The sequence below is a fragment of the Luteimonas terrae genome, assembly GCF_004358165.1.
Lineage (GTDB): Bacteria > Pseudomonadota > Gammaproteobacteria > Xanthomonadales > Xanthomonadaceae > Luteimonas > Luteimonas terrae.
This window is the reverse complement of record NZ_SMTG01000005.1, coordinates 148,702-171,502: the sequence shown is the minus strand read 5'-3', so window position 1 is coordinate 171,502 and position 22,801 is coordinate 148,702. Positions and strand designations below refer to the sequence as shown.

The window sequence follows — 22,801 nt, the reverse complement described above, 5'->3', positions numbered from 1 at the left end:
TTAGCAGATCGAACAGCGCTTGGCCCCGGAAGAGGCGCTGCAGGCGCACGCATGGTCGAGGCCCGCGCGAACAGGCCGCGATCAAACGGATTCGCATCCGCGCCGACGCGTGCATCGGACGGTTTGCCACCCAACCTTCCTCCGCTCGCGGGGGTGGCTTCTGGCAGACGATCGACGCGCAACGCAGATCGCGTGCCGGGTGAGAGAGCGGTGCCGCGCGAAGTGGGTCCCAGTACGGGTTCGCGCGGCCGCCCGGACACGAAAAAGCCCGCCGTGCGGCGGGCTTTTCCGAGTCTCGAACGCGACGCGCTTACTCGACGTCGAGGAAGCTCCGCAGCTGTTCGCTGCGCGAGGGGTGACGCAGCTTGCGCAGCGCCTTGGCCTCGATCTGGCGGATGCGCTCGCGGGTGACGTCGAACTGCTTGCCGACTTCCTCGAGGGTGTGGTCGGTGTTCATGTCGATGCCGAAGCGCATGCGCAGCACCTTCGCTTCCCTCGGGGTCAGGCCGGCGAGCACGTCGCGTACCGTTTCCATCAGGTTGGTGTTGGTGGTCGCGTCGATCGGGGACTCCACGTTGGTGTCCTCGATGAAGTCGCCCAGGTGCGAGTCCTCGTCGTCGCCGATCGGGGTCTCCATGGAGATCGGTTCCTTCGCGATCTTCATGACCTTCCGGATCTTGTCTTCCGGCATGTCCATTTCCTTGGCCAGCTCCTCCGGCGTGGCCTCGCGGCCATACTGCTGGAGCATCTGGCGGGAAATGCGGTTGAGCTTGTTGATCGTCTCGATCATGTGCACGGGGATGCGGATCGTGCGCGCCTGGTCGGCGATCGAACGCGTGATCGCCTGGCGGATCCACCACGTGGCATAGGTCGAGAACTTGAAGCCGCGACGGTGCTCGAACTTGTCGACCGCCTTCATCAGGCCGATGTTGCCTTCCTGGATGAGGTCGAGGAACTGCAGACCGCGGTTGGTGTACTTCTTGGCAATCGAGATCACCAGGCGCAGGTTGGCCTCGACCATCTCCTTCTTGGCCTTGCGGGCCTTGGCCTCGCCGTAGGCCATCGCGCGGTTGATTTCCTTCAGGTCACCCAGGGTGACGCCCATGGCCTTCTCGATCGCGAGCGTGGCTTCCTGCTCGGCGACGATCTGGTCGCGCACGTCCTTCAGGCCCGACGACCACTTCTGCTTGCGCTTGATCATCTCGTCCGCCCAGCCCGTATTGGTCTGGTTGCCGTCCCAGGCGCGGATGAAATCCTTGCGCGGCATCTTGGCCACGCGGGTCGACAGGTCGAGGATGCGACGCTCGTGATCCTTGATCTCCGAGACCACGTCGCGCAGCTTCTTGACCAGCAGGTCGGTCAGCGGCAGCGGCAGCTTGAAGGTCATGAAGACCTCGGCCATTTCCGCGCGCAGCTTGACCACCGGCTTGGCGGTCGCACCGTTCTTGGCGTACGACTTCTGGAACTTGTTGAACAGGTCGGCCATCACGTCCATGCGGCGCAGGACTTCCGCCGGATCCGGACCGGTCGGGCCGGTGCTCTCTTCCTCATCGGAGGAATCGTCGGAGTCGTCGTCGTCGCTGTCGCTGTCGTCTTCCGCTTCGGCCGCAGGCGCCGGCGCGTTGCCCGCGGCGGCTTCTTCCTCGGCGGCGAGTTCTTCGAGCAGCTGGTCGTTGAAGCCGGCCACGACTTCGGCCAGACGCTTCTTGCCGTCCTTGTGCAGTTCGTACTCTTCGAGCAGCAGCTGGACCGACCACGGGAAGCTGGCCACAGAGGCCATCATCTGGTTGAGGCCTTCCTCGATGCGCTTGGCGATGGCGATTTCGCCCTCGCGGGTCAGCAGCTCGACCGTGCCCATCTCGCGCATGTACATGCGCACCGGGTCGGTGGTGCGACCGCCCTCGGTATCGAGTGACGTCAGCGCGGCGGCGGCTTCCTCCGCGGCGGTCTCGTCGACTTCGCGGTTGCCGCTCGACTCGCCGGCCAGCAGCAGGGTCTCGGCATCGGGCGCCACTTCATGGACATCGATGCCCATGCCGTTGATCATGCCGATGATGTCTTCGATCTGCTCCGGATCGACCATGTCGTCGGGCAGGTGATCGTTGACTTCGGCGTACGTCAGATAGCCCTGCTCCAGGCCCTTGCTGATCAGGAGCTTGATGTCGGACTGCTGGGCGGGACGTTCATTCGCCATGTGGCGCACCGTTTGAAAAGTGAACCCGTAATTGTACCACCTGCACAGCCGGGATCACGCCCTGAGCAGGAAAGTCACCGGGCCGTCGTTGACCAGGCTGACCTCCATATGGGCACCGAAGCGACCGGTTTCCACCCCCGGGTGACGGGCGCCGCAGACGGCCACCAGCGCATCGAAGATCCGTTCAGCCTCGGCTGGCGCGGCGGCGGTGCTGAAGCCCGGCCGGTTGCCCGAGCGGGTGTCCGCCGCCAGGGTGAACTGGCTGACCAGGAGCAGGCCGCCGCCGGTGTCGGCCAGCGAGAGGTTCATCCTGCCGTCGGCGTCGCTGAAAACCCGGTAGGCCAGCAGGCGGCTGGCCATGCGTTCGACCTGGGCCTCGCCGTCGCCGGGCTCGACACCGACCAGTGCCAGCAGGCCGGGGCCGGTCCGGCCGATGACCTCGCCGTCGACGCGGACGGTGGCTTCCGAGACGCGCTGGATCAGAGCGAGCATGGCGAGCCCGCGACTTGGAGCCCTCCCCCGCTTTGCGGGGGAGGGTTGCGTGGGGGCAAACCGTCAGATCGTAGTGCTGTCGCCCACAAGCATCGAAATCCGGACTGACGTTCTCCAGATCCGCGAGGAGAAGAATCGCCCCCATCCCAGCCTTCCCCCGCACGCGGGGGAAGGAGCAGATATTCGAGGCTCACGGAAACGCCCCCGCTCCTCACCCCGGATACCGGTTGCTGATCGGATACCGCCGTTCGCGCCCGAACGCGCGCCGCGAGATCTTCGGGCCCGGCGCGGCCTGGTGACGCTTCCACTCGTTGATCCGCACCAGTCGCAGCATCCGGTCGACGACCTGCGCATCGAAACCCGCGGCGACGATCTCGTCGCGCGATTCTTCTTGGTCGACATAGCGGCGCAGGATCGCGTCGAGCACGTCGTAGGGCGGCAACGAATCCTGGTCGAGCTGGTTGGCCCGGAGCTCGGCCGACGGCGGACGGGCAATCACCGCCGGCGGGATCACCGGCGCGCCGCCCACAGTGTTGCGCCACTTGGCGAGGCCGAAGACCTCGGTCTTGTAGAGGTCCTTGATCGGCGCATAGCCGCCGGCCATGTCGCCGTAGATGGTCGCGTAGCCGACGGCGTACTCGCTCTTGTTGCCGGTGGTCAGCAGCAGGCCGCCATGCTTGTTCGACAGCGCCATCATGATCGCCCCGCGCGTGCGCGACTGCAGGTTCTCTTCGGCAAGATCGACCGCCTTGCCTTCGAACGCATCTTCGAGGGCATCGAGAAAGCCCTGGAACGGCGCTTCGATCGGAATCGTCAACATCCGCACACCCAGTGCCTCGCACTGTTCGGCGGCGAGGTCGTTGCTGAGGTCGGCGGTGTAGCGAGAGGGCAGGCGCACCGCCGTGACGTTTTCCGCGCCCAGCGCGTCGACCGCCATCGACAGCACCACCGACGAATCGATGCCGCCCGACAGGCCCACCCATGCCTTGGAGAAGCCGTTCTTGACGCAGTAGTCGCGCGTGCCGCGCACCACCGCACGCCAGGCGAGCGCGTCGACGCTTTCGTCGCCATCATCGACCCACAGCACCGGCGAGAACGCGCGCGTGGCCGGGTCGAAATCCACGACCAGCCACTGGTCGTCGAACGCGACCGCAGCCGGGTGCACGGTGCCGTCGCCGTCGGCCACGACCGAGGCGCCGTCGAACACCAGCGCGTCCTGCCCGCCCACCACGTTGACGTAGGCCAACGCCACCCCGCTTTCACGCGTGCGCTCGGCCAGCAGCGCGTCGCGCTGCCGGTGCTTGCCGCGCTCGTAGGGCGAGGCGTTCGGCACCACTGCAACCTGGGCGCCGAGCCGCGCAGTGTCGTCGAGCGGCTCGGGGAACCACAGGTCCTCGCAGACCAGCACGCCCACCTGCACCCCATCGACCTCCACGACGCACGAACCGCCATCGGGATCGACATGGAAGTAGCGGCGCTCGTCGAACACGTTGTAATTCGGCAGTTCGCGCTTGCGATAGGTACGCTCGAGCTTGCGGTCGCGCAGCACGCTGGCCGAGTTGTAGAGCACGCTGCCCGCCGATTCCGGCCAGCCCACCACCGCGACGATGCCGTGCACGTCCTTGGCGATCTGCATCAGCGCCGCCTCGCAGTCGACCAGGAAGCCGGGGCGCATGAGCAGGTCTTCAGGCGGATAGCCGCTGATCGCGAGCTCGGGAAACACCACCACGCGCGCGCCGAATTCGTCGCGCGCCTGCACGATCATCTGCGCGATGCGCTCGGCGTTGCCGCCGACGTCACCGACCGGAAAGTCGAACTGGGCGAGTGCGATGCGCAGCGGATCGGTCATGTCGGGATACACGCGAAAAGCGGGGCTCCCATCATAGCCGCGCACCGCAACGGTCCTGCATGCGCCGACGGATCCCGCCCACGAAAAAGGCCGCCCGAAGGCGGCCTTTCCCAGTCACCCGTAAAAGCGCGACTTACTTGACCAGCGAGGCGATCGCCGCGCCGAGGTCACCCGGCGAACGGACGGTCTTCACGCCCGCCGCTTCCATCGCCTTGAACTTGCCTTCGGCCGTGCCCGAACCACCCGACGCGATCGCGCCGGCGTGGCCCATGCGCTTGCCCGGAGGGGCCGACGCACCGGCGATGAAGCCGACGACCGGCTTCTTGACGTGGTTCTTGATGTATTCCGCGCCGGCCTCTTCCGCCGCGCCGCCGATCTCGCCGACCATGATGATGCCCAACGTCTGCGGGTCTTCGTTGAACAGCTTGAGGCAGTCGACGAAGTTCAGGCCGTTGATCGGGTCGCCGCCGATGCCGATGACGGTCGACTGGCCCAGACCCGCGGCCGTGGTCTGCTTGACCGCTTCATAGGTCAGCGTGCCCGAACGCGAGACGATGCCGATCTTGCCCGGTGTATGGATGTGGCCCGGCATGATGCCGATCTTGCACTCGCCCGGGGTGATGATGCCGGGGCAGTTCGGGCCGACCAGCACCACGTCCGGGTGCGACTTGAGCACGTTCTTGACGCGCAGCATGTCGAGCACCGGGATGCCTTCGGTGATGCAGACGATGACCTTAATGCCGGCCGCAGCCGCTTCGAGGATCGCGTCGGCCGCGAACGGCGGCGGGACGTAGATCACCGACGCGTCGGCGCCGGTGGCATCGACGGCCTCGCGCACGGTGTTGAACACCGGCAGGTTGATGTGGGTGGTGCCACCCTTGCCCGGCGTGACGCCGCCGACGACCTGGGTGCCGTACTCGACCATCTGGGTCGCATGGAAGGTGCCCTGCTGGCCGGTGAAGCCCTGCACGATCACCTTCGTGTTCTTGCCGATCAAAACGGACATTCGTTTGAGTCCTTCGCTATCTGTGGGTTGTGCGACTTCGGGCCGGCGCCGCGTCCCGCTTCACGGAACGCTGCTTGCGCCATCTCTCCGGAACCCCGCATCGCTTTCGCGATGCCGCCCCTTGACGCAAGGGGCTTGGACTCCGGCGTCGAGGCCTGTCGTCGCCAGTAAAATCAGGCGGCGGCCGCGACGACCTTCTTGGCGCCGTCGTTGATGTCGTCGGCCGGGGTGATCGCCAGGCCCGAGTCGGCGAGCAGCTGCTTGCCCGCTTCGACGTTCGTGCCTTCCAGACGCACCACGACCGGCACCTTGACGTCCACTTCCTTGACCGCGGCGATGATGCCCTCGGCGATCATGTCGCAGCGGACGATGCCGCCGAAGATGTTGACGAAGATCGCCTTGACCTTGTCCGAGGACAGGATCAGCTTGAACGCCTCGGTCACGCGCTCCTTGGTCGCACCGCCGCCCACGTCGAGGAAGTTCGCCGGCGAACCGCCGTTGAGCGAGATCACGTCCATCGTCGCCATGGCCAAGCCTGCGCCGTTGACCATGCAGCCGATGTTGCCGTCCATGGTCACGTAGTTCAGATCGAACTGGCTGGCACGCACTTCGGCCTCGTCTTCCTGCGTGGTGTCACGCATGGCGGCGAGATCCTTGTGGCGGAAGGTCGCGTTGTCGTCGGAGTTGACCTTGCCGTCGAGCGCGTAGAGGTTCTGGTCGTCGAGGATGGCGAGCGGGTTGAGCTCGACCAGCGCCAGATCCTTCGCGTTGAACAGCTTGTACAGGCCGCCCATGATGCCGGCGAGCTGGTTCGACTGCTTCGCGGTCAGGCCCATCTTGAAGCCGATGTCGCGGCCCTGGTACGGCTGGAAGCCTTCGACGAAATCGACGGTCAGCGAGTGGATCTTCTCCGGGGTCTCGGCGGCCACCTGCTCGATGTCCACGCCACCCTCGCTGGAGACGATGTAGGTGATCGCGCGCGAGTCGCGGTCGACCAGCACCGACAGATAGAGTTCCTTGACGATCTCGCCGGCGGTGGTCACCAGCACCTGGCTGATCGGCAGCGCGACACCGGCCGACTGGTAGGTCGCCATCTTCGTGCCGATCATGTTGCCGGCCGCGGTCTTGACGTCGTCGGTGGTCTTGCAGAACTTCACGCCGCCGGCCTTGCCGCGGCCGCCCGCATGGATCTGGGCCTTGACCATCCAGGGGCCATCGCCCAGGGACTGGGCCGCTTCGACTGCTTCGTCGGCGCTGGACGCAACGCGTCCGGCCGGCACGGGGATGCCGAAATCGGCAAACAACTGCTTCGCCTGGTACTCGTGGAAGTTCATGTGGGGTCCGTGTACGGAAAGGAATAAGCCGCCAGCCGGCGGGCCACGCGCAGGCGTGGCGGGTCGACGGGGGTCCGCTATTCTCGCCCAGACCGGGGCGGCGGGCAAAACCGGGAGCCTCGGCGTCGAGAGACGGTGCATTCCGCCGAGCGCGCGCCTGGCAGTCTTGCCCCAGCCGACTGGCTCCCCCGACGCCGCGGCCTATACTCGCGCCACCGGTCCGACGGAACGTGTCCGTGCCCCTGCTTGCAGCCTCCACGCATCCGCCATCGCTGCTGCAGCGCGAACTGTCGCTGTTCGCGCTCTACAGGGTGCTGGAAGCGGCGTTGCTGGCGCTGCTGGTGTTCAGTCCGTGGGGCGCGACGCTCGGGGACATTGCCGACCAGCCGGTCGCGGTCTCGGTCAGCATCGGCTATCTGGTCGCCTCGGTCGGCCTGTTGCTGCATGCCCGCAGGGCGCGTGGCAACTACCCCGGCCACGCGGTAGTGGGCGTCGGGGTCGACATTCTCGTCGCCACGCTCATTACCTACGCGATTCCGGAAGTCGCCCCGGGCGTGGCGATGCTGCTGCTGTTCAACATCGGCGCGGCTTCACTGTTCGTGACCTTCCGCAGCAGCCTGCTGATCGCGGCCGCGGCGTCGCTGGCGCTGCTGGCCGAGCGCATCGTCGGACTGTTCGGCACCGGCACGTTCGATCGCCCGTTTGCCGAGATGCTGATGTTCGGCCTGGGCTTCTTCGCCGCCGCATCGCTGACGCGCCAGCTCGGTACCCAGGTCCGCGAAACCCAGGCACTGGCCGACCGCCGCGGCGCAGAGGCGGCGAATCTCGCCGAGATCAACGAGCTGATCATCCGCCGCATGCAGACCGGCGTGCTGCTGGTCGACGGCACCGGCCACATCCGCCTGACCAACGAAGCGGCGATGGCGCTGATCGGCGACACCGGAACCCCTGGCGAGGACGGGCTGCACGGCCGAACCCTCTCGCAACTGGCGCCGCCGCTTGCGATGCGCCTCGCCGAATGGCTGCGCAGCGGCAGCATCGACAGCGCGCCATTGACCCTGCGCGAACACACCGACGTGATGCCACGCTTCGTGCGCCTGCTGGCCGAGAGCGACAGCACGCTGGTTTTCCTCGACGACACTTCGCTGGTGTCGCGCCGGGCCGAGTCGCTGACGCTGGCGACGATGGGCCGGTTCTCGGCCAGCCTCGCCCACGAGATCCGCAATCCGCTGGCGGCCATCAGCTACGCGACCCAGCTGCTGGAGGAATCCGACCAGGTCGGCGAGGCCGACCGCCGCCTGCTGCAGATCATCCACCAGCAGTGCGTGCGCACGAACGGCATCGTCGAAAGCGTCCTCGGCCTCGCCCGTCGCGAACGCGCGCGTCCGGAACACGTCGATCTGGTCGCCGCCGCGAACGCGTTCGTGCAGGACTACCGGCTGATCGTCACCGAGGAAAACGCGGAGCTGAAGGTCGCCTGCGAGGAGCCCACGCTGCGCGCGATCTTCGACCCGCGCCATCTGCAGCAGGTGCTGACCGCCCTGGTCAACAACGCAGTGCGCTACGGCCGCATGCCCGGCGAACCGGCCCGCATCACGCTGCGCATCGAACAGGAAGGCGAGTGCCCGACCCTCGGCGTGCTCGACCGCGGCCCCGGCATTCCGGACGCGGTCGCGGCCCAACTGTTCCGGCCGTTCTTCACGACCTCCGAAAGCGGCACCGGGCTGGGTCTCTACATCGCTCACGAACTGTGCCGGGCGAACGAAGCGCATCTCGAATATGTCGCGGTGCCCGGTGGCGGCGCCTGCTTCCGGGTCACGCTGGCTGCGCGGCGGACTTTGCTTCGAGGCTGAATACCGCTGAGGCTTATCAGGTATCGGGAGTAGACACGAAGCGTTTCGAGCCCTGACCCAACTGCCCGACGCCTGCAGCCAGCACACCGCTCACTCTTTCGCTCCCAATCTTCGACGTCGCTCCGGCGAAAGGCGAGGCGCAGATCGACTGGAAATTTCCGGTGCGGCCGAGTCGGAGCGCGCTCGAGCCTCCGAAGCTCGCACGACAACGCGAGCGCGGAAGCCCCGACAAATCCGCCAAGTGAGCGAAGCGTCTAGGCATACCCGCGTCACACCCACCGCAATTCCCTGCACCCCGTCGCCCAACCCGCGTGACCTCGATCACCAATGTGACCCTCGTCACTTTTGGCAACTTCTGTCACTATGCGTCACATCTGAATTCCGTGGTGTGGCGAATCGATGAGCGAAACGCGCAGTGTCCTGATCGTCGACGACGAACACGATATCCGTGAGCTACTGGTCCTGACGCTCAGCCGCATGGGGCTGCGCACCGAAACCGCGCCCACGCTGGCCGCCGCGCGTGAACTCCTGGCCTCCGCTTCATACGATCTGTGCCTGACCGACATGCGCCTGCCCGACGGCTCGGGCCTTGAGCTGGTCGGCGAGATCAACACCCGCTACCCTGGCATGCCGGTCGCCATGATCACCGCCTACGGCAACGTCGAAGCCGCGGTCGAGGCCTTGAAGGTCGGCGCCTTCGATTTCGTCAGCAAGCCGGTCGACATTCACGTCCTGCGCGGTCTCGTCCGCCAGGCACTGGAGCTGGGCGAACGCGCCAAGCGCAATGCCGATGAACAGAGCAGCCGCCTGCTCGGCACCTCAGACGCCATGGTCACGCTGCGCAACACCATCGCCAAGGTCGCCCGCAGCCAGGCCCCGGTCTTCATCCAAGGCGAGTCCGGCACCGGCAAGGAACTCGTCGCCCGCACCATCCACGCGCAGGGCGCCCGCGCCAACGGCCCGTTCGTGCCGGTCAACTGCGGCGCGATTCCCACCGAACTGATGGAAAGCGAATTCTTCGGCCACAAGAAGGGCAGCTTCACCGGCGCGCACAGCGACAAGCCGGGCCTGTTCCAGGCGGCCGACGGCGGCACGCTGTTTCTCGACGAAGTCGCCGAGCTGCCGCTGCCCATGCAGGTCAAGCTGCTGCGCGCGATCCAGGAAAAGTCGATCCGCCCGGTCGGCGCGTCTGCCGAAATCCAGGTCGACGTGCGCATCCTGTCGGCCACGCACAAGGATCTGTCGCAGCTGGTCAACGACAGCCGCTTCCGCCACGACCTCTACTACCGCATCAACGTCATCGGCCTGAACGTGCCGGCCCTGCGCGAACGCGCCGGCGACCTGCCGTTGTTGTCGGACGCCATCCTGCGCCGCCTCGCCCAAGCGATGCAGCGATCCGCACCGGCGCTCGCCGACGACGCCGTCGCCGCGCTCGAGGCCTACCGATTCCCTGGCAACGTGCGCGAGCTCGAGAATATCCTCGAGCGCGCCCTGGCCATGGCCGACGAGGACCGCATTACTGCGGCCGACCTGCATCTGCCCGTCCCGCGCGGCACACAGCAGGCCAACCAGCCGCAGTCCGCAGCTTCGCCCTTCGTCACTGGCACGCATCAGGCGCTGCCTTCCAGCCCGCCATCTCGCGACCCGCGCACCGTCAGCCCCTACGAGACCGCCGGCACCGCCCTGCCCTCCTTCATCGAGGACATCGAGCGCGCCGCCATCCAGCAGGCGCTGCAGGAAAACCGCTACAACAAGACCAAGACCGCGGCGGCGCTGGGGATCACGTTCCGGGCGCTGCGGTACAAGCTCAAGAAGTTGGGTATCGACTGAGCGCACGACCCCGCGCTTGGCGGCTTCGCAGGACGGGTAGAGCGCAGCGAAACCGATCGCTCCGCAAAGCCGAAATTCCCCCAAGGAACGGCCCGGCCGACCTGGAGCGCTGTTACACGGGGCTGGAACGCCTCATGCGCGCTCAAGGTCACCTTTTGACGTTCGGCGCCACTTTCGACTCTCCGCCCTGTTCATCCAAGTGACGCGCCGCACAGTTCACTCCGTGATCGCGCTGCAAAAGTTGGCACGGCTCATGCGATATCCCTACCGCACGTGCATGTCGCACGGCTGCCCACGGAACGGCACCAGCCGGCCACAAGGCACGTGACACCATCCACTCCTAGGGGATACACCATGAAGACGCTGCAGAAGGGCTTTACCCTGATCGAACTGATGATCGTGGTCGCGATCATCGCCATCCTGGCCGCCATCGCGATCCCGGCGTATCAGGACTACACCATCCGCGCACAGGTGTCGGAAGGCGCGAGCCTTGCTTCGGGCGCCAAGACTGCCATCGCTGAGTATCGCGCTGACAGGGGTACGTGGCCCACCTCCAACGCAAACGCCGGTCTTGAATCTTCCGCTAACATTAAGGGCAAGTACGTGTCGAGCGTTGATGCCAGCAACGGCAAAATCACCGTCACTTACGGCAACAGCGCAAACAGCAAGATCAGCGGCAAGAACATGATCTATTCGGCAGTCAGCAACGCTGGCAGCATTGACTGGGTCTGTAAGGGCGGCGATGTTGATACCAAGTATCGTCCGACCGTCTGCCGTACGACCACCTGATATCTTCTTTATCAGGCGTAGAAAAGCCGCCCTCGGGCGGCTTTTTTTTGCCCTGAGAAAGGAGAACTCTCATGCTCGCCCACCATCATTATGTAGGATCAAAGCAGCCCTAAACGCTGGCTATTTTGGGGGCGTATGCAGATTAGGTATGGCCACGGACTACAGGCCGACAGCTTGAAAGCCAAGCCAGCCAGCCAACCTAAGTAGGCTGACCTCGCTGGCACGAGGGTTGTGCCAACACAGTTGCAAGCAACATGTGCCAACGCTTCCGAAACGCGATCTAAGCTTCAAAAATTAGCGCTCGTCATCGGCCATCGACAGCAGCAGGCTCCGAGTCCTCAGGAACTCATCTGTTGATTTAACCTGCGCGCCTAATTCATGCTCAAGTCCTTCAACGCCGCGCCAGTCCCCTTTGGCACCGAATGCCAGCATCTGAGCCCCATACGCGATCTGATCGAACCAGTGATGCTCACGCGCGTTGTGTGCGGCCGAGCCGCGCGCGAACCACGCCGTGCCCCATTGAAGCATCCGGTCGGCATCTCGGGCAGCAGTCGCCTCGACAAGGGCTCTTGCAATGTCCATGTCGTTATCTGCACAACGACCGGATGCTGTAGTGATTTCAGAGCGCCCTTTGGAATCGGAACCGATGTAGGGCGTCACGGCGGCCGCGATTCGAACGAACCGGGCCAGACGCGCATCACTGCCAACACGGCCTTGCGCGCACTGCGTCACAACATGCTTGTAGGACAGGACCAAAGCCGCGTCCTCAGTCGACAGGTCGACGAATTCGCCATCTTCTTGCGCGAGCGCCGCTTGCATACGTCGGGCACGCAACGTCAGCGCTTCAGCCTGGAACAAGCTATTCTCCGGCAACTCGATCGCATCGGAAAGCGGTCGGCGCACCCCGAGCATGTCCAATACCGGCTGATCCAGAAACGGGAGTTCGATCAGGTTGACGGCGTTACTGCCGAGAAAGCGGGTCCGCGGTGCTTCTAGGCTGAGCAGAGGACGATAATCGGAATTCTCGACGCTTCCATAGAGCCGGCCGAGGGCACGCAACATCCGGGCATCCGCCACCTTCCGGAACGCGAGCTGTTCGGGATGCGAGATTCCCACCCTGCGCATGTCGTCTCCAATCGCGCCTTCCAGCACTATCGCGAAATCCGCCTCGGGCAGACGCTCGTCCATGGTCGCAACGATGATCAGATCGGAATGATTGGACATCCAGGCGGCGTAGTCGCCGAAGGCTGGCGTCATCGCGCTGAGGATGGACGCCACCAGACGGTCGTCGATCTCGTACAACTGCACCCACTGCACGAACAGACCACCTTCGTTGAGCTGGCGCGGCACGAAACTGTAGAACTCCTTGGAGAACAGCGAACCGACCCCACTGATCCACGGGTTGGATGGCTCGGACACGATGATGTCGTAACCCTGCGACTGTCCCGAGAAATGGACCTTGGCATCGTCGATGACGACGTTCGATCGCGGGTCTTCGTAGGCACGCACGACCCGGTTGCCAAAGGCTCGAGCGCCTTCCACCATCGCCTGCTCGATCTCGACAGTGTCGACCCGTCTAACACGCGAATCCCCCAGCAACACGTGCGTGGTCATGCCGGAGCCGAAACCGATCACACCCACGCGCTCCGGCGCCTCGTGCATCGCCAGAGGAAGCGCCGCCAACATCGCCATCGTGGGTTCGTCGAGCTGCGCGGGCACGTCATCGGCGACCGCGATCGACGCGTCCACCTTACCGTTCGTGGCGATGCGCACCGTTCCGTTCGGGGACGACACCACCGAGACACTCGCCGTCTTGCCATCACGGTAGTACATCATCTTCTGGCTGGGATCGATCTGCGTGTTGCCCGTCCGGAACACCCCCGATGCCAGTCGCATCGGGTCGAACGGCACCTGAGTGACGACCAGCGCCAGACATCCTGCGCTCAGAAGTCCAGCCGCAGCGAACCGCAGCATCGCGGGGCGCGTTTCAACGCGCCAGCGCAACAACACCAGACCGATGGCCAGATCCAACAGCGCAGCCACGCACAGCGCCAGCTTCAACCCCAATCCGGGAATCAGCAGGTGGATGGCCGCGAACACGCCGAAGATCGCACCCATCGTGTTCCAGGCGTAGACGCGCCCGATCGAGCGCTCACCGAACCCCGCACGCAGCAGCGCCACGGTGAACAAAGGCAGCGTCGTGCCTGCGAAGAAAGCCGCCGGCAGCATGATCAACATCGAGATCGTGGCCGAGCCCAGATTGAACAGCACGTAGCCGCCATCGCTCCTGGCCAGGGCGCGCATCATCCAGCCGACCCATTCGAAGGCATTTCCGTACAACACCAGCGAGGCAAGCGCCGCCAAGCCCATCAGGATCTGCATCCAACCGACCAGCCGCAGCGGGTCCGCGGTACGATCGGCGCGCTTGCGGATCCACAGGCCGCCGAGCGCAATCCCGGCAATAAACGACGCGAGCATCAACTCGAACGCATGCAGGGTGCTGCCGACCGCCATGCTGAGCATCCGGATCCAGACGATTTCGTAGACGAAGGAGGCTGCGCCAGACAACGCAGTGCCCCAAAGCACCAGACGCAGAAGGGGTCGATCACTGGCGGCAGGGCCAGTTACCGCATCCGCAGGCACGGGGGCGGCTACCATGCGCTCGGGCTCGGGTGTTCTCGCCACCCACCAGGCCAATGCCGCCACCACCAGATTCAGTACACCCGCAGTGACTGTTGCCCCCGGCAACCCCACTGCAGGCAACAACACGAAGGCAGTGGCGAGTGCACCAACTGCGGCGCCTGCGCTGTTGGTGAAATACAGGCCGCCCAGCGCGTCACCGTCCTGACCGGGGAACCGTCGGATCAGGCCACCGCTCATCAGGGGAAAGGTCATGCCCAGCAGCACGGTCTGCGGCAGGATCAGCAATGCCGCCATGCCCCACTTCACCGCATTGACCGCCGCGCCTCCACCTGCAGCGGGAATCAACACGTCGTAACTGAGGCCGACCACGCCACCGTAAATCCAGTGGAACGCCAGGCCCAGCACGCCGATCACGACCTCGATCACGGCGTAGCCGCGAATCAGATTGCGCCAGCGCTCGCCCGCCTTGGCGATCAACGCAGCGCCCACCGCCATGCCCCCCATGAAGATGGCGAGCACCAACGCCTGCGCATACGCCGCATGGCCGAGGAACAGACCGATGTAGTGGGACCAGATGGACTGGTAGACGAGCCCGGCAAAGCCGGACAGGACGAACACGGCCAGCAGCAGATGCCGCTGGCGCCGGAAGTCGTTGGTCACGTATCGCATCCCCTCGCGCCTGGCGGCGTGGCCCATGAGGATTGCCGATCAAGCGCCCGTGAGCAACAGGGCTCGCGAAACAGAAAGTGGGCGACGTGGCACCCACCCTCCTTGCGATCGGCATCACGATTCACTCGCACCCATGGCACATGTGTTGCTTGCGATATCAGGCATGACCAGATCACATCCGCTCGCCCAGGCTCGCCACCAGGGGTTCACCCTGATCGAAATCATGATCGTCGTGGCGATCATCGCGATTCTGGCCGCCATCGCGGTACCGGTTTACCAGAACTATGTGATCCGCAGCCAGGTCTCCGAAGCCATAAGCCTTGCAGAGGGCGCGAAGGTGGGGCTGGCCGAGTACCGCGACAGCATGAGCACCTGGCCGGCCAACAACACCGCAGCAGGCCTTGCGCCCGCAAACAACATCACCGGCCACTACGTCAGTGCAGTGGGTGTTTCCAAAGTCGCCGGGCAGATCGAGATCACATTCGGCAACAGTGCACACCCGCGCATCCTGAGCCAGACGCTGGTGCTGTCGGCGATCACTAGTACGGGGAGCACCGACTGGCGCTGCAAGGGCGGCACCCTGCCCGCGCAGTACCTGCCCTCCAGCTGCCGCAGCTGAGGCGGGGCAAGGCGTTCGCGTATGCTGCGTGAGTCGAGTCCGGGCCCGTTCCGATGCAACAGATCTCCAGTACCCGTCGTGAGTGGCTGCTGCACGGCCTCGCGCTACCCGCTCTCCTGCTGCTCGCGTGGCTCGTCTACCTGCCCGGCCTACACGGCGGCTTTCTCTTCGACGACTTCGCAAATCTTCCCACGTTGGGCGCCTACGGGCCGGTCGACAACTGGACGACGTTTCTCTACTACATCACCTCGGGCACAGCGGATCCGACCGGCCGACCTCTGTCGCTGCTGACTTTTCTGATTGACGCCCGCGATTGGCCTGCAGATCCTTATCCGTTCAAGCGCACCAATGTGCTGGTGCACCTGCTCAACGGCGCGCTGCTGTATGGCCTGCTGTTCGCGTGGGGCAGATTGCTCCGCGTGACGAATCGCCAGGCCGCTGTCGCCGCCTGGTTCAGCACGGCCCTCTGGTTGCTGCATCCGTTACTGGTTTCTACGACGCTGTACATCGTTCAGCGCGAGGCGATGCTGCCAGCCACGTTCACCATCCTGGGACTGGCCGGCTGGACGTGGGGCCGCGTGATGATGGCTCGCGGCCTGTCCCTTCGCGGCGGTCTCACAGCAGTGGGCTCGCTCGGTATCTGCACCGCGTTGGCGGTGCTGTCGAAAGCGAATGGTGCTTTGCTGCCGCTGCTGGCCTGGCTGATCGAGGGGCTGCTGCTGGCGCCCCGCCTGATCGCACACGATGCGAAGAGCCGCAACCATCTCCAGATCGCCCGGATCTCGGCCTTGGTGTTGCCGACGCTGTTGATCGTTGCATACCTCGGCAAGTTCCTCATAGACGGGCTGGTGCACGGTGCGCCGCCTCATCGCCCATGGACCGCATCAGAACGCCTGCTAACCGAGGGACGTGTGCTGTGGGATTACCTGCGCCTGCTCTGGCTGCCGCAACCCTACAGCGCCGGCCTGTTCAACGATGCTTTCCCGCTATCGACAAGCCTGTTGCAGCCTTGGACCACGCTCGCCTCCTTTGCCGCTATCGCGTGCCTGGCGGGCCTTTGCGTCGCAGGCCGACATCGCTTTGGCCTGTGGCCATTGGCAGTTCTGTTCTTCCTGCTGGGCCACCTGATGGAAACGGGTGTGCTCCTGCTCGAGATCTACTACGAGCACAGAAATTATCTGCCAAGCCTGCTGCTCTTCTGGCCGCTCGCCATGTGGGTGGCAACCGGGGACTGGCGGGGACACGCCATTGCCTCGCACCACACGTCAGCCTCACCTCGAAAGCGCACTCGTATCGCACGCGCGTTTCTTCTGGTTGGCTTGCCGGCGCTGCTTGCAGGGCTGACGCTCATGCGCGCATCCCTCTGGGGCAACATGGACGATCAGGCCGAAATGTGGGCCCGTACCAATCCGGACTCTCCTCGCGCGCAAGCCTATGCGGCGCAGATGCAACTCGCCCGCGGAGACGCCGAAGGCGCAATCTCCCGCGTCGAGACGCTGCTGGCGCAGAGACCCGATGAGATCCAGCTTGCGCTGAATCTCGTTGGCGCAAAGTGCGAGATCGGCCAACTCACGCAGCATGATCTCGATCGCGCGAAACTGGCTTTGAAACAGACCACCGTGCTGCAGCGCATGGGCTACGAATGGTTTGCACGTTCGGTACCCGTCGCAGCGCAAGGGGACGCCTGCCCGCCGCTCGATCTTCGGCAACTCGCAGACATGCTGGACTCCGCCCGCGCAAATCCCCGGGTGCAGAACATTCCAGGTCGCCAGCAGGATCTGGACAACATTGCCGGATTGATCGCACTGGCAGACGGGAACCCGAAACTTGCCAAAACACTCTTTGATCGCGCTTACCTCGCGGAGCCACGCACAGCCGTCGCGCTTGCGCAGGCTGCAGCTCTGGCGAACAACCGACAAATCAACCTCGCCATGCAGCATTTAGAGCTGGCAGAAGAGAGCCCCCCCCGCATGAGGAGAGATCTGTCAATGCCAGCCTTTCACGATCGACTCCTATTTTGGTACTGGCGCGAAGAACTATCCATCCTTCGCGAGGCCCTTTCTGAAGAATGCCAGCGCATGAGTTCGTGCGCAGCCTCGTCAATTATCGATTAATTGAACTAGAGGATCAGATGAGCCTCGCAGTCGGGTCACTGGCCCGCGCCACCATTCGGACATCCGGAATTTTAGCGCTGCGCTTGTTGCTGGTCGCGAGCACCCTGATCCTGCTGACGCGTCTGCTGGATCCCGCGGACTTCGGGGTGTTTGCAGGCATCACCGCGCTTAGCGTCATGGCCGGATCAATGGCGACAATGGGCACACATCTGGTTGTCATGCGCAATGTCGCCGCCGACACCAGTAGCGGCGCCAGGACGATGGAGTACGCAGCGGGGGCGACCCTGGTCGGCGCCGCCCTGATGTCGATCATTTACGCGAGCGCTGTCGCTTGGGTAGTCCCGTCCGGCGCACTTCCGCTCTTCGCGATCGCCGCCCTCGCTATTGCAGACGTCGTGCTGCACCCCTTTCTGCAGCTGACATCCGGGCGACTACTGGGAACGGGTAGCGTGGCGCGTTCACAGGTGTTGCTGATCTTGCCGCTCGCCTTCCGGCTATTAGCTGTGATCGCACTGCTGGGATTCGCGCCTCAGGCGCCACTGGGCCTGTACTGCCTCTTCTATGCGGGGGCATCTTTGGCGGCTTTGGCGGTCTGCTGGATGTCCGGCGGAACTACGCTCCCGAGCTTGCGCTCGTGGCGCCTGCCTTCCATCCCGGAATGGAAGGATGCTCTTGGGTATGCCTGCCTTAATCTCACCGCTACAGCACCCGGCGAACTGGACAAGGCGCTCTCGGCACGCCTGCTCGCGGCTGACGCTGCCGGCATCTATTCGACGGCGTCCAGAATCACCGGCGCCATCGTGTCGCCGATCACGGCACTCATGCTGTCGGCGCTGCCCCGGTTGTTCTCCATGCAGGTCACACGCGACCGACATCTAGTGCCTGCCGTCTTCGCCGCGTCCCTCTTCTATGGAATTACAGCGGCCGGCGCTCTGTATCTGGCCACGCCACATCTGGCCGGACTGTTCGGCCCCGACTACGCCTCGCTAGAGTTCACATTGCCGCTGTTGGCCATTGCCGTTCCGGGAATGACACTGCGACTGTCGGGTGCGAGCACTCTGATGGCGACAGGTCGTCCGATCGCACGGGCGTGCATCGAGGGTGTGGGACTATCCGTCATGGCACTGGTGGCAATTCTCGCGACCACCGGGCTGGCCCCACACGCATGGCCTCTTATTTACGCTGTGACCGCTTCCGAATGGAGCATGGCTATTCTGGCATGGCTCACGATCGCAGGCAGGTGTCGACGAGGCCAGGCGACGACGCGGCAGACGACACCAGACTAACCGGGCGTCTACTCAGGACATCGAGGGTTGCAGCCAACCTCGCGCCGGCGCCAGACTGCGCGCGCGTAGGCAACAAGCCCCTGCACGTAGACCGAGTATCGGCACGCTCAATACGACCGCGGAAAGCAATTGCATCGTACTCTGTGACAAGCACTCCAGCACAAGCCAATTCCCGCGCATGATGTGGTACTCGTAGCGCCGCACCGGCGTGTTCGACGTTTGTATTTTGGTCGCGAGGCACGGTGACGCCATCCGTCTGGCGGCGTGCCGTCCAATCGACATCTTCCCCTAGTAGACGAGCGCCTCGTCGAACGGGTGGCGCGCAGCCACAGCGGCGGATAGCAACTGACAGGCGCCGCGCACAAGCGGACCAAGCGCCCTATGGGCGTCGAGCGCAGGAGCAGCCCGGCAGGAGCGCGTTGGTGAAGTACGGGCTCTGCCGCGCCCGCGGAACTGACGATAAGGCACCTCCACGCCTGCCTGATGAGCGGGGGATTACCAAGCTTCAACAGGACAGGCGCGAGCGAGTGGCTCTGATCCTCGTAGTTGTCGACCAGTAAGGTGTGCTGCACACCTGCTTCGCAACACGCAGGCAGGCTGAGGTGGTTTCGACCGTGCGGAAATGCAGCGCCACGGCGGCGACCGCATTTCTCATTGATCGCTCGGCCTGCGTGCAATCAAAATTGTTTCTTCAGACCAGTGCGTGCCGAGACTGCTCAGCATCTCTCCGAGCAAGTGCACCGCGGGCAACCAGCGCAGTCGGGCATGGAGTCCCTCCCGTCGCGCGATCTGCGCGCTCTCGCGCCAGCCACCTGCGCTCTGGCTTCCTCGTTTCAGGAACTCGATTTCCTCAAAGCCGGTGTCCAGCAACCATTGTTGAAGCGCGCATCGGCTTGGAATCAGCAAGTGATAGGGCGGATGCAAGCCCTTCCAGCCTTTACCCAAGAACTTCAAACCGAGTGCGCCGGGATTCGGAAGTCCCAACCACAATGTGCCGCCCGGAGCGAGCAGCTGATAGGCGCGATCGATCAGGATGTGCGGTGCTTCTACATGTTCGATGACATGGTTCATCGTAATCCAGTCATATGAATGGACCGGCCATCGAGCGGAGAATATGTCATCCTGATACACATCCAGACCGTGTTTTAGACACGCTTCGACGGCTCTTGGATCCGGCTCCTGCCCCTGCACGCACAGCCCCATGGCCCGCGCGCGCAGCAGAAACGCGCCATTCCCACAACCGACATCCAGCAGCCTTCCGCCTGTCTTGCAAACGGCGGGGGACACATGACGCCCGAAGACATCCAGCTTCATCCGTAACGGCGGGAGAGTACGCATGACCCACCAACCGACCGGGGACGCAGGCAGGCGTCGCATATTGAAACGCCGGTTGAGATACCCGTTGACCAAGCTCGACACGAGGCCACCATGCGACGGCGCCGCCTCATCAGCATGCGTGTAGTAATCCTCGTAGGCACGCGCAAGGGAGTCCGCCGAAGGTCGCGGATCCAAGTACACCGAAGCGCAGGACGCGCAACGGATCAACTGCCACGCGTCAGGCATCGCACACTGGTCGTCGCGTCGAACCATGCGGACATCTTTATCCGACACACAACCGCAGGCTGGACAAGCGCCGAGGCGCTCAAGCGTTCCTCGTGACCATTTGCCGCTCGTTGCTTGCTCACTGACGTCCCCACGCATTAAAGAACCTCCCGAGTTTCCATTCAATCACCTCTGCAAAACCTGTTCACGCAGTACGGTAACCGCTATGGACGCGAAATAACGTCGGTCCAGCTTCTCAGCCAACTCCAACATCTCAGCAGCCGCGACAAAAGGATCATGTCGATCCCCCCAATAGTCCGGAACAGTCAGCGCGGGTTATGGCCTCCCGCCGCCAATGTCACATTAAGCACATCACCCTGTGAGCCTTGACCAATCCCGTCGTCCTGACCAGAAATCCGATCGCCGGCTAAAGCGCCTTCCGGCGCTTGCATATCCTGCGCCGGACCTGCGCCAACGTTCCCAACTTACCGCCGTGGGTCCAGCCTCCCCAGCGATAGCATCAGTCACGCCTCGGAACGCAGATCCGCGTACACGCATGAAGCACCAAGTCGCCTTCTTCCAACAGGACCTTCGTCAGCTCCAATTCTTCGGCTAGCGTGCACCCACCGCACATATTTCCAGGAAAACTTCTTGAGTTCGCAGCAATCTCCAGGGCGCAGGAATTCTCACTCAGCTTAGCGGCTCCCGCCTTGAGCCAGACCCCGAGGCCGACGCCCTTGCTGCGGCAAAAATAATCTGGAGACCGCCCTTTTCTCACAGCCTAATAAAAATTCAGGGACCCCCGAACTTCAACTTAGGCCCTCCCCAGCATTATTCGCACACCGCCAATTAATGCGCTTATCGGAACAGTACTTCTGTATCGGAGGGCACGCAGTATTGCGCGAATCGAAAGCGAGGCGCAGCGCGAGACTAGGAGGGCCCAATAAACGACTTCTCGGCCAGTCAATTTCCGAGCAAGTATGAGATGCGCAGCAATCATTCTGGACTCATAGAATTCCGACGCCATTCCGCTGCTCGCGGATCCCTCATGCACGACAAGAACCAGCGGAATATGCACCATCGGTCGATCTTGGGACTGCAGCCGATGCCCCAGCTCAACATCCTCTCCATACATGAAGAAGTCTTCATCAAAGACCGCCCCTTCGACATTCCACGCCTGGATGAGCATGCAGCAGCCGCTTGCGTGGGCAACAGACCAAGGAAGACGTCTTCTAGTGAGCAAGCCAAGTAGAACTTGATAGTAAGTCGTTCCAGCTACACGCCCGATATTATCGATCTTGGGATAGAACACTGCAGCCTCTGGATACTTCGAAGCAGCGGCGCGAAACGAATGCCCAGCCCCCTCAATCAGAACGGCATCATTATTGAGCAGAAGCACCGGACGCCCTGGATGCGTCTCGGAAAGCACATCAAGCCCTCTATTAACTCCAGCAGCGAATCCAATATTCAGATTAATCCCTTCATAGATCACACCATCGCCGGGGAAAATAATATCTTTGAGCTCGCCCACCGATCGACCACCGTCACCCGAATTGTCCCAAACCAGAATCGGCGCGAAACCTTCGCGCAGCATCGAGCGCACGCACGTCGCTGTTCGCGTCGCATCCAGATAATGAAGGACCAATCCTCCGAGACTTGCTTTTCTAAATCCGGTAGTCACGTGACTTTTCCGTCGATGCGCCGCAGGCCGTCCACGACTCCGGCCGCCATCGAAGCCAGTTGCTTCCAGCGATCTGGATCTGTCATCAGAGCCACCACGAAAGACAGTGAGAGCTTGATGACCGCCCAGACCTTCCATACCGCAGGCACATAGTTCCTGCGCATCAGCTTGATGGAGTTCCTGAAGACGTAACGATTCCTGATCGGGCTGCGTCTGGGCCAGACACGCCACCCGAACAGCCATATGCGGGAAGTTTCAACCCCCATCCTGTGCAGGAATTGGGAGCCTGGGACGCCATAGAGACCGAATCCATTTGCCGACATCCGGAATGACCACTCCGCGTCAACCATATCGATGAACAAGGTTTCATCCATCCCGCCCAGCGAAATCGCCGTGTCCAAGGCCATCAGCGTGCCGCTGCCGTTGAGCGTCGCGCATGGCACTGGTGGGCCGGATAACGGCGAAATCCGCTTCCAGACGCCTCGTCGAACCACGTGAAAGCCGTGATGCACATCTGTCGCGGGGTCGATCAGCGCCGGCCCCACCGCGCCGACATTCGGAAAGGCATCTGCGAGCTCCCGATACGCGCTAACCAGCAACTCGACAGCATGCTCGCGGGGCTCAGTATCCTGATCCAGAAGCAGAACACAGCCGACATCTTCGCGCTTCTTGAGCTGACGCAGCCCGGCATTCTGGGCTGCGGCAAGTCCAATGTTGCGAGGCAGCCGGATGACCTCAACGCGATCGAACGCGCGCAGCATCCGCGCGATATCACGCCAAGCCATGTCGGATGTACCGTCATCTACGATGAGCCTTATCCAGCCATCCGGAATCGCACACAACTGCCGACGCAGGATCTCAGAGTTCGGGTAGTAAGTTGCCGTCAAGGATGCGAACATC

At 63.6% G+C, this 22,801-nt stretch carries 15 protein-coding genes; 6 read left to right on the top strand and 9 right to left on the bottom strand.

Annotation, left to right across the window (positions count from 1 at the left end):
- Positions 1-310: 310 nt before the first annotated feature.
- The 5 genes from rpoD to sucC all read right to left on the bottom strand — a co-directional run bounded on the left by rpoD (position 311) and on the right by sucC (position 6,875).
- Positions 311-2,194: an RNA polymerase sigma factor RpoD gene (rpoD, locus tag E2F49_RS12775; RefSeq protein WP_055246552.1), complete on the bottom strand. Its 1,884-nt coding sequence runs from the start codon at positions 2,192-2,194 to the stop codon at positions 311-313.
- Between the two features lie 54 nt (positions 2,195-2,248).
- On the bottom strand, positions 2,249-2,686 hold the full coding sequence (gene dtd, locus E2F49_RS12770; RefSeq protein WP_133394245.1) for a D-aminoacyl-tRNA deacylase: 438 nt from the start codon (positions 2,684-2,686) through the stop codon (positions 2,249-2,251).
- 211 nt (positions 2,687-2,897) lie between these two features.
- Positions 2,898-4,535, bottom strand: a complete 1,638-nt coding sequence (locus tag E2F49_RS12765) for an NAD+ synthase (protein ID WP_133394244.1) — start codon at positions 4,533-4,535, stop codon at positions 2,898-2,900.
- A 133-nt stretch (positions 4,536-4,668) separates the two neighbouring features.
- Positions 4,669-5,541, bottom strand: a complete 873-nt coding sequence (sucD, locus tag E2F49_RS12760; RefSeq protein WP_055246547.1) for a succinate--CoA ligase subunit alpha — start codon at positions 5,539-5,541, stop codon at positions 4,669-4,671.
- A 173-nt stretch (positions 5,542-5,714) separates the two neighbouring features.
- Positions 5,715-6,875: an ADP-forming succinate--CoA ligase subunit beta gene (sucC, locus tag E2F49_RS12755; protein ID WP_055246545.1), complete on the bottom strand. Its 1,161-nt coding sequence runs from the start codon at positions 6,873-6,875 to the stop codon at positions 5,715-5,717.
- 236 nt (positions 6,876-7,111) lie between these two features.
- Here sucC and E2F49_RS12750 point away from each other — a divergent pair, with 236 nt between their 5' ends.
- The 3 genes from E2F49_RS12750 to E2F49_RS12740 all read left to right on the top strand — a co-directional run bounded on the left by E2F49_RS12750 (position 7,112) and on the right by E2F49_RS12740 (position 11,347).
- On the top strand, positions 7,112-8,728 hold the full coding sequence (locus E2F49_RS12750; RefSeq protein WP_133394243.1) for a sensor histidine kinase: 1,617 nt from the start codon (positions 7,112-7,114) through the stop codon (positions 8,726-8,728).
- Positions 8,729-9,127: 399 nt separating this feature from the next.
- The gene (locus E2F49_RS12745) at positions 9,128-10,558 is read left to right on the top strand and encodes a sigma-54-dependent transcriptional regulator (RefSeq protein ID WP_133394242.1); all 1,431 of its coding nucleotides are present in this window, start codon (positions 9,128-9,130) and stop codon (positions 10,556-10,558) included.
- A gap of 354 nt (positions 10,559-10,912) precedes the next feature.
- Positions 10,913-11,347, top strand: a complete 435-nt coding sequence (locus E2F49_RS12740) for a pilin (RefSeq protein WP_133394241.1) — start codon at positions 10,913-10,915, stop codon at positions 11,345-11,347.
- Positions 11,348-11,641: 294 nt separating this feature from the next.
- On the opposite strand, the gene E2F49_RS12735 is transcribed toward E2F49_RS12740, so the two are convergent.
- The gene (locus E2F49_RS12735; RefSeq protein WP_208004896.1) at positions 11,642-14,650 is read right to left on the bottom strand and encodes a fused MFS/spermidine synthase; all 3,009 of its coding nucleotides are present in this window, start codon (positions 14,648-14,650) and stop codon (positions 11,642-11,644) included.
- A 142-nt stretch (positions 14,651-14,792) separates the two neighbouring features.
- On the opposite strand from E2F49_RS12735, the gene E2F49_RS12730 reads away from it, so the two are divergent.
- Genes E2F49_RS12730 through E2F49_RS12720 form a run of 3 tightly spaced genes read left to right on the top strand, consistent with a single transcriptional unit; the run spans position 14,793 to position 18,678 of the window.
- Positions 14,793-15,278, top strand: a complete 486-nt coding sequence (locus E2F49_RS12730; protein ID WP_279487354.1) for a pilin — start codon at positions 14,793-14,795, stop codon at positions 15,276-15,278.
- 53 nt (positions 15,279-15,331) lie between these two features.
- Positions 15,332-17,392 (top strand): tetratricopeptide repeat protein, encoded by a 2,061-nt coding sequence (locus E2F49_RS12725; RefSeq protein ID WP_133394240.1) that lies wholly within the window; start codon positions 15,332-15,334, stop codon positions 17,390-17,392.
- A gap of 17 nt (positions 17,393-17,409) precedes the next feature.
- A complete protein-coding gene (locus E2F49_RS12720; protein WP_165971236.1) occupies positions 17,410-18,678 on the top strand; it encodes a lipopolysaccharide biosynthesis protein in 1,269 nt (422 codons plus the stop codon).
- 651 nt (positions 18,679-19,329) lie between these two features.
- On the opposite strand, the gene E2F49_RS16445 is transcribed toward E2F49_RS12720, so the two are convergent.
- The 3 genes from E2F49_RS16445 to E2F49_RS12705 form a co-directional block, all read right to left on the bottom strand.
- Complete coding sequence (locus E2F49_RS16445) at positions 19,330-19,992, bottom strand: class I SAM-dependent methyltransferase (RefSeq protein ID WP_165971235.1); 663 nt, start codon at positions 19,990-19,992, stop codon at positions 19,330-19,332.
- Positions 19,993-21,034: 1,042 nt separating this feature from the next.
- Positions 21,035-21,901, bottom strand: coding sequence for a glycosyltransferase family protein (locus E2F49_RS12710; RefSeq protein WP_133394237.1), 867 nt, complete (start codon positions 21,899-21,901; stop codon positions 21,035-21,037).
- Complete coding sequence (locus E2F49_RS12705; protein WP_165971234.1) at positions 21,898-22,800, bottom strand: glycosyltransferase; 903 nt, start codon at positions 22,798-22,800, stop codon at positions 21,898-21,900. The genes E2F49_RS12710 and E2F49_RS12705 overlap by 4 nt, the downstream gene beginning before the upstream one ends.
- Between the last annotated feature and the right edge of the window lies 1 nt (position 22,801).